The organism is Candidatus Frankia nodulisporulans, assembly GCF_902806475.1.
In the GTDB taxonomy this organism is placed as follows: domain Bacteria; phylum Actinomycetota; class Actinomycetes; order Frankiales; family Frankiaceae; genus Frankia; species Frankia umida.
In genome coordinates, this window is the sequence record NZ_CADCWS010000185.1 from 1 (window position 1) to 8579 (window position 8579).

Here is an 8579-nt window from a genome sequence, read left to right on the forward strand (position 1 = left end):
CACATCAGTTCGCCCAGGTGATCAGCGGAGAGTGCAGCCTGCGGGAAATCATCCACGTGCGGCCACACAACGATCAGGACTCTGATCGGACGCATTCATGACCGCCGTCGCATCCTCCTCCTCGTTGCCCGACCGAACCAGTCAGACCCCTGGTCCACAGCCCCGTGGGCAAAATCCGACCAGAAAGGATCCGATTGCGGGACGGCGGTTGCCCCCACACCTCGTGGGCACCCTTGCCGTAGTGGACTGGAGGGTGGCATGTGCAGATGGATGGGGTATCGAGGAGATCCGATCGTCCCGTATTCACTGTTGTACGAACCCGAAAGATCACTGATTGCCCAGAGTGTCAGGCATGGTCCGGACCTGCTCGAACCCAACGGCGACGGGACGGGTCTGGGCTGGTACAGCCGGCGCAGGACCCCGGCGATCTTCCGCAGCGACTCACCCGCCTGGGGCGATGAGAACCTTCGGGAACTGGCCGAGGAGATCAGCTCCCCGATGTTCCTCGCGCATGTGCGGGCGAGCACCGGAACATCGGTGCAGAAGACGAACTGCCACCCGTTCCGCTATGGGAAATGGATTTTCGTGCACAACGGTTACATCGACAGCTTCGGCTCGCTTCGCCGTGAGCTGCTGATGGCCGTGCGCCCCGACCTGTTCGGCAACATAAAAGGCAGCACGGATTCCGAGCTGATGTTCCACCTCGCCCTGACGTTCGGCCTCGAGGAGGACCCGATCGGAGGGTTGGAACGCATGGCCGGTTTCGTCGAGAGCGTCGGAGCCGCCGCGGGTGTCGCCGAACCCCTGCAGATGACGGTCGGGCTGGCCGACGGCGAGACACTGTTCGCGGCCAGATACGCCAGCGGGCCGGTGGTCAACACGCTGCACATGAGCGAGAGCGTCGACGCGATCCGGATGCTCTACCCCGAACACGAACGCCTGCGGCACATACCCGGCGACGCCCGCGCCGTCCTGTCGGAACCGCTAAGCGAACTACCCGGGGTATGGCGGGAAATACCCCCGTCCACGGCGATCGTCGTCACCGAGACGCCACATCAGCGCACCTTCCGTCCACAGCCGCCCGGGTAGGAACAGGGAAACCGCCCCCGGGTTCCCATGTGGCACGCGACGATCGCGGGAGGAACCAGCATGAACGCCTATCCACCGATCGCGGACCACGGTCTCGTGGGCGACCTGCAGACCGCGGCGCTGGTCGCCGCCGACGGAACCGTGGACTGGTGGTGCACCCCGCGGTTCGACTCGCCAAGCATGTTCGCCTCGTTGCTCGACAGCGATCGCGGTGGGCACTGCCGGCTGGCCGCCGATCTCGACGAGACCGAGGAGGTCGGCGTCCGGCAGCTCTACCTGACCGACACCGCCGTGCTCGTCACCCGGTTCATGGCCCCGGGCGGGGTGGGCGAGGTGGTCGACTTCATGGAGCCCGACCCCTCGAGCACCCCCTCGACACGCCATCGGCTGATCCGGGTCGCCCGGGTGGTTCGGGGCAGGTTGCCCTTCGAGCTGCTGTGCCGGCCGCGGTTCGACTACGGCCGGGCGTCCCACACGTCGCGCCATCTCGACGACGGATCGGTGGTGTTCCACGGACCTGACACGGATCTGCACGTGCAGGCGACCGCCCCGATCGTGCTTCATCCGGACGGCCACGATCTCTCCGCCCGTTTCACCCTCGACGCCGGCGAACTGGCCGCGGTCGTGCTCACCAGCGACAGCGGTGACGCCGGCACCCGCGGCGAACGCCTCGGCGGTCCGCCACCCACGGTGGAGAGCATCACCGCCGCGTTCGACGCCTGCCGCGACTTCTGGCTGACCTGGCTACGGGCGTCGCGCTACCGCGGCCGGTGGCATGAGATGGTCACCCGCTCGGCGATCACCCTGAAACTGCTCACCTACGCTCCCACCGGCGCTCCCATCGCCGCCGCCACGATGGGTCTGCCCGAGCAGATCGGCGGCGAACGCAACTGGGACTACCGGTACACCTGGGTTCGCGACGCCTCCCTGTCCGTCCACGCCCTGAGCACGCTCGGCTTCACCCGCGACGCGAACGCCTACCGCCGCTGGCTACGCGAGCGCCTCGACGCGGGCTGGACCGCCTCCGGCGAACCGCTTCAGATCATGTACCGGGTCGACGGGGAACCCCACCTGACCGAGGAGATCCTCGACCATCTGGAGGGCTACCGCCGGTCCGCGCCGGTCCGCGCCGGCAACGCCGCCGCCGACCAGATCCAGCTCGACATCTACGGCGAGGCCGCCTACGCCCTCGCCGAGGCGAAGGACATGGGCGGAATCCGCGGCTGGAACGCCTTCGCCGCCGTCATCGACTGGCTCACCGACCACTGGGACCGCCCGGACGAAGGCATCTGGGAAACCCGCGGCGGCCGGCAGAACTTCACCTACAGCCGCCTCATGACCTGGGTCGCCTTCGACCGGGCCATCCGGATCGCGACCGTCTACTCCCGGCCCGCCGACCTCACCCGCTGGCAGACGGCCCGCGACACCGTCTTCCGGCAGATCATCGACCGCGGCTGGAACGGCAAGCGCCATGCCTTCGTCCAGCACTACGACACCGACGTCGTCGACGCCTCCCTGCTGCTCATGCCCCGCGTCGGTTTCCTCGCCCCGACCGACCCCGACTGGCTGAGCACGCTCGACGCGATGAACGACGAACTCGTCAGTGACAGCCTCGTCTACCGGTACAACCCGGCCGCCTCCCCCGACGGCCTGCGGGGCTCCGAGGGCACCTTCAACCTCTGCAGCTTCCTCTACGTGCAGGCCCTGGCCCGCGCCGGCCGCCTCGACCAGGCCCGCTACGCCTTCGACAAGATGCTCACCTACGCCAACCACGTCGGCCTGTTCGCCGAGGAGATCGGGCCGTCCGGTGAACAGCTGGGCAACTTCCCCCAGGCCTTCACCCATCTCGCGCTCATCGACGCCGCCCTCGCCCTCGACGAGGAGCTCGACCGCGCCGAGAACCTGGGCCGCTGACCATCGGCGACGCGACCGGAAGCGAGGTACGTGACGACGATGACCGAGCAGACGCCCGACGCGGATACCCGAGCCCTGCCACGGTCGGCCGGCGCCGACCGGCGGCTCCTGGCACCGCTCGCGCTCGCGCAGTTCATCTGCAGCTTCGCCGGGTCGAACATGAACGTGATGATCAATGACATCAGCCGGGACCTCGACACGACCGTCCAGTCCGTTCAGGTCGTCATCACGGTCTTCCTGCTCGTCATGGCCGCGCTGATGATTCCCGGCGGCAAGCTGACCGACCGGCTCGGCCGCAAACGCTGCTTTCTGATCGGACTCACGGTGTATGGGGTGGGTGCCCTGCTCAGCGCCGTCGCACCGGGCGTGGGCCTGCTGCTGTTCGGCAACTCGATCCTGGAGGGCATCGGCACGGCCCTGCTGATTCCCCCGGTCTACATCCTCACCACGGTGCTGTTCACCGACCTCACCGCCCGCGCTCGCGCCTTCGGGGTCATCATGGCCGGTGGTGGCCTCGGGGCGGCGGCGGGCCCGCTCATCGGCGGCCTGATCACCTCAGCGATCAGCTGGCGCGCGGCCTTCGCCTTCCAGGCCCTGATCGTCGCGCTCATCATCGTGCTGAGCCGGTCCATCACCGACCCGCTCCCGGCGGACCCGCACCGTCACTTCGACGTTCCCGGCTCGATCCTGTCCGCGGGTGGCCTCACCCTGATCGTGCTGGGCATCCTCGCCGCCGACGACAACCTTGCCCTCACCGCCGCCCTCCTGGCCGCCGGCCTGCTCGTGCTGGCCGGATTCCTGCACTGGGTACACCGCGAGGAGCGAGCCGGCCGGGAGCCGCTGCTGTCCACCAGCCTGTTCCGCAACCGGGTCTCCAACCTCGGCCTGGTCACCCAGAACATCCAGTGGCTGCTGCTGATGGGCTCGTCCTTCACCGTCGCCACGTTCCTCCAGGTGGTCCGCGGCTACGACGCCATCCGGACCGGCCTCATCTTCACCGCGGCCACGGTCGGTCTGCTCATCTCGTCCACCGCCGCCGAACGACTCGCGAAACGCCACTCCCAGAGCACCCTGATCACCGCCGGGTTCACCCTGACCATCGCCGGCATCATCGCCCTGATCGGCCTGGTCGCCGCATCACACAGCCCCTGGGCGTTCGTGCCCGGGCTGTTGCTGCTCGGTCTCGGCCTCGGCGCGATGCTCACCCCCTCGGTCAACGTCGTCCAGTCCGCCTTCTCCGAACAACGCCAGGGCGAGATCTCCGGGCTGTCCCGCAGCATCTCGAACCTCGGTTCGTCCTTCGGCACCGCCATCGCCGGGACCATCCTCGTCGCCGGCCTGACCCGGAACGCCTACGCCATCGCCATGGCCACCCTCGGCGTCCTCGGCGTCGTCGGTCTGGTCGCCGCCGCGCGGATGTCCCGGACCAGCGCCGGGGCCAGCCCGCTGGCCGACAGCCGGCCCGGCCGCGGACCGCACGACTGACCCGCACCCGGCAGCCCCGGGCGACCACCGGTCGTCACCGGTCATCACCAGTCGTTACCGGAACAGGGATCTCGCGCGTCGTCCGACCGCGCGGAGCACGGACAGGCCCCGCGCGTTGTACCAGGCGCCGACGGTCGCCCCTCCGGTGAGCACCACCCCGAGTCCGATCAGCCACGACAGAAGCGTGAAGACGACGCCGATCTCGCCGTAGTTCCGCTCGTTGTCCACGATCGACGTCGAGAACAGCAGCCGACTCACCACTCCGAGGCCGGTCAGGCCGATCGTGGTGAACACCGCCGCGGGCAGGACGTCCCGCCAGGCCAGCCGACCGCGCACGAGAACCCAGGTGCCGATCCAGAACAGCAGCACCATCGCGGCGATGACGATCAGAGCCTGGCACACCTGGCCGGCGACCGTGCCGGTGAGCGCCGCCCCGGTGGCGGTGGTACCCGCGAGAAAGACGATCAGTCCGGCGAGCCAGACCACCTGGGCCGGCACTCCGCGCAGGCCGAACGCCGGAACCCGGAAGACCCGCAGATACACCGACTGCACCGCCCCGGCCAGGCTCAGCCCGCCCAGGGTCAGCCAGAGCGCGCCGAGGACCGTCCAACCGGACTGCGCGGATCCGCCGCCGCGGGGAGTGAACAGACGCTCGACGGCCATGGCGGCGTCGTGGTTCAGTCCCATCCGCCTGACGATGATCTCGGCCGCACCCCCGGGGCGCAGCGGCGACACCGCGGCCAGCGTGATGACAAACGGGAAGAACAACATCAGAATGAGCACGGCGAGGGTCATCGAGCCGTTCATCAGATCGCTTTCCCGCAACTGGCGGGCCAGGCCCTCCGCCGACGAAGAGCGCCATCCTTCCTGAACCTCGCGATATTTTTTCGATGCCCACCTCCGGGCGTCGGAAAGGTGGCTTCCCGCCTGCTCGTGGCGAATCTGACCGCCGGCCGGTCCCCGCTGCCGACTCACCCCCACAGCATCACTCGAAGTGACGGTCTGAGCATCCCACCGGGTGCGGCAGCGGCAGCGGAATTCGATATTTCCGGAATCTCGCGGCGCCTTTTTCCAGCTCGTCGAAAACCAGTTTTCGACGAGCCCTCGCAGGGAAGGAGCCGGCCGCGAGACCGCGCTGGCGGCCGCACCACGCACAAAGCAGGAGGGACCGTGCCATGGTTGCCAGTGCTGGCGACAGCTCCGACGGCCCGGCGCGTTCTCATGACATATCCGTACGGACCATCGGGGCGTCCCTCCTGCTCCTGCTGGCAGTCGTGCTGGCCCCGCTCGCCGTGGTCGCCACCTGGGCGGACACCACGATCTCCGACTCGGACCGGTACGGGGACACCGTCGCCCCACTCGCCACCGACCCCGCGGTGCAGAACATGGTGACCAACCGGCTGACCGATCTGGTCGTCAGGAATGTCGACGTCGATCAGGTCACCGCGTCACTCAACGACGTTCTCACCCGAAACGACGTTCCCCCCGTTGTCGTGAACCATGCCGACGTCCTGGCCGGCGCGCTGCACAGCACCCTGACCAGCGCGGTACATCAGGTGGTTCAGGGGGTGGTCACCAGCGACCAGTTTCCCCCGCTGTGGGAGAACGCGAACCGTCGGGCACATGCCGCCGTGAAGAAGGTTCTCACCGATGAGGGCAACAACGTCCTCCAGGCCAAGGACGACACGATCGTGCTGGATATCGGCCCGGTCGTCGACAGTGTGCAGCAGCGACTCGTCGACGCCGGTCTCGAGAAGGCCGGCAGCATTCCCGACGTCGACCGGCAGATCGTGCTACTGCGGACGGACACCCTGACCAGAACTCAGGACGCCCTGCGTCTGCTCGCCGTCCTCGGCCTGTGGCTGCCCGTCGCCGTGGTGGCGTTCGCCGCGCTGGGCGTGTGGCTGGCGCCCGCGCACCGCGTCGGGCTCATGGCCCTGGGCATCGGCACCGCCGTGACGATGATCGTCCTGCTCGTGGTGCTGGCCGTCCTGCGCCAGAGCTATCTGGACTCCGTCGCGCCCGACGTCCAGCCGCGCGACGCGGCAGCGGCCATCTACGACACTCTCGTCCGTTTCCTACGAGACAGCGCGCTTACCTGGCTGACCGTAGCCGTCATCACCGTGGCCGCCGGGTATCTCCACGGGCCGGGCCGCGGCGCCCGTGCCCTGCGCGCCGGCGCCAGCCACGCCACCGGGGCCGCCGGCCAGACCCTGGCCCGGGCGGGTGTGGGTACCGGCGGCGCGGGCGACTGGCTGGCCCGGCATCGCCGCCTCACCGGCGGAGTTGTCATCGGGGCGGGGCTGCTGGCGCTGGTGCTGTGGAACTGTCCGACCCCGGCAGCGGTCGCCCTCATCCTGCTGACAGTCGTGGTCGCCCTGGCCGCGCTGGGTGTCCTCGCCGCCGCCGGGACCACCCGACCCGAGCCCACGAACCCCGCCGACTGGAACGACTGACCCCTGGCCCCTGGCCGAGCCCTGGCCCAGCCAAGCTCGGGCGGGCCGCACGGCGCGGCTCAGGCCGGGGACCGGCCGGCCACGATCCGGACCAGAGCCGGGAACATCCCCCACAGGCCCGGCCGCGCGGGTGGCACCCCGGGTGCGTGCACCGGGATCCGAACGCCGACCGCGGCCGGAAGCGAGCGCAGCTCCAGCGGTGGCGGCAGGCACAGCGCCTCCCCGTCCACGCCGACACTGACCGGTCTCGCGGAGTCGATTCGCAGGGTGGGACTGGTCCACTGCTGGAAGCCGCGGAACCGGCTGATGGCACCCATGGACTCGAGTGCGACGAGGGCGGGTAGATCACGGGCGCGATCGACACACAGGGTCGTCACACCGAGCTGGCCGCTGTCGAGGTGGGGGCGGGTGCCGAAACCCCCGAGGCTGTGCAGCTGGTAGGCGTTGTTGGACACGAGCAGGACGTCCGCGGTCGACCCGGTGTGACCGTCCGGGCCGGTGAAGCGGAGATCCGGCGCGGCGCGGTCCGCGCCCAGCAGGTCGGGCAGCCTCGCGGCCGCCGTGGGCACCTTCGCGTCACGGTAGCTGTCGGACTGCACGATGTCGGCGTAGACACCCAGCGAGACGTTGTTGACGAACACGCGGTCACCGAGCTGGCCCAGGTCGACGCGCTGCTCGACCGCGAGGTCGAACGCGTCGAGCGCCCCCACCACATCCCTGCGGTCCAGGCCGAGATCAAGGGCGAAGTGGTTACGCGTACCGGCGGGGACGCAGACGAACGCCATCCCACGCCGACGCGCCACGTCCGCGACGACCGCCTGCGAACCGTCGCCCCCCGCCATGCCCACCACATCGGCGCCGCGGTCGGCGGCGTCCTCGGCGAGCGACCGCAGATCAGCGTGTTCCGTGAGGGTGACGACCTCGATCCCGCGCCGGAGCGCGGCCTGGGCGAGCTGGTGACGCCCGGCGGCACCAGCACCGGAACGCGGGTTCACCACCAGGACGCCGTGCCGGGCGGCTCCCACCCGACGCCCCCGCGGTCGGTGCCGTCCGAAGGCGCCACGCGCCGCGATTCCCGACATGACGAGCAGACCCGCGGTGACCAGCAGGGTGGCCAGACCGATCACCCCCGCGAAGGCGATCAGGGCGCCAAGGGTGCAGACCGCCAGCACAGCCGCGCCCAGGCGACGCGGCCCCCGTCCGACCAGCGCCGCCCAGCCCGCCATCAACGTGATCGTCACGGCGACGACCGAGACCGGCAGGGCGATCGGCCGGTCGATCAACCGGGCGATCAGGACGGCGACCACCGCGGCGAACGCCAGCAACGCCACCGAAGCCGCCAGCCGCTGGGAACAGGACACCGGCGCTCCCGCGCCCCGCCCCGGCCGGCGAACCATCCGGGAACGCATGATCACCCACCCCTCCGAGCTGTGGGAAAACCGGGAGTGCGACCCAGAAAGCGGCCGAAAACATTCTCTTCAACCCGTTTCCACATTGCCCGTTTCACCGTCCCATCCGCGACCCGGGCCAGCAACTCGATCAGGAACGGAAAATGCGCCCCATATTGGCACCATGCCGACACCCGACGCGCCGAGCCCGTATTTCGTGAGCCCGGGCGGCAGGCTTCTGATGCCA

The 8579-nt window shown here is 69.5% G+C and carries 6 protein-coding genes; 4 read left to right on the forward strand and 2 right to left on the reverse strand.

Annotated features, from left to right (window positions below; all coding sequences use genetic code 11):
* The first annotated feature begins 270 nt into the window (after nucleotides 1-270).
* Genes G6R24_RS15355 through G6R24_RS15365 form a run of 3 tightly spaced genes read left to right on the forward strand, consistent with a single transcriptional unit; the run spans nucleotide 271 to nucleotide 4488 of the window.
* Nucleotides 271-1089 carry a class II glutamine amidotransferase gene (locus G6R24_RS15355; RefSeq protein WP_225438572.1) on the forward strand — a complete coding sequence of 273 codons (819 nt, stop codon included), beginning with the start codon at nucleotides 271-273 and terminating at the stop codon, nucleotides 1087-1089.
* Between the two features lie 60 nt (nucleotides 1090-1149).
* On the forward strand, nucleotides 1150-3003 hold the full coding sequence (locus G6R24_RS15360; RefSeq protein WP_163549936.1) for a glycoside hydrolase family 15 protein: 1854 nt from the start codon (nucleotides 1150-1152) through the stop codon (nucleotides 3001-3003).
* A gap of 39 nt (nucleotides 3004-3042) precedes the next feature.
* Nucleotides 3043-4488 carry an MFS transporter gene (locus tag G6R24_RS15365; RefSeq protein WP_163549937.1) on the forward strand — a complete coding sequence of 482 codons (1446 nt, stop codon included), beginning with the start codon at nucleotides 3043-3045 and terminating at the stop codon, nucleotides 4486-4488.
* Between the two features lie 54 nt (nucleotides 4489-4542).
* Here the strand turns inward: G6R24_RS15365 and G6R24_RS15370 are convergent, their stop codons facing one another.
* Nucleotides 4543-5283 (reverse strand): ribonuclease BN, encoded by a 741-nt coding sequence (locus tag G6R24_RS15370; protein ID WP_225438573.1) that lies wholly within the window; start codon nucleotides 5281-5283, stop codon nucleotides 4543-4545.
* A 380-nt stretch (nucleotides 5284-5663) separates the two neighbouring features.
* On the opposite strand from G6R24_RS15370, the gene G6R24_RS15375 reads away from it, so the two are divergent.
* Nucleotides 5664-6944 (forward strand): hypothetical protein, encoded by a 1281-nt coding sequence (locus G6R24_RS15375; protein ID WP_163549938.1) that lies wholly within the window; start codon nucleotides 5664-5666, stop codon nucleotides 6942-6944.
* A 59-nt stretch (nucleotides 6945-7003) separates the two neighbouring features.
* Here the strand turns inward: G6R24_RS15375 and G6R24_RS15380 are convergent, their stop codons facing one another.
* Nucleotides 7004-8305: a diacylglycerol/lipid kinase family protein gene (locus G6R24_RS15380; protein WP_225438574.1), complete on the reverse strand. Its 1302-nt coding sequence runs from the start codon at nucleotides 8303-8305 to the stop codon at nucleotides 7004-7006.
* Nucleotides 8306-8579: the final 274 nt, after the last annotated feature.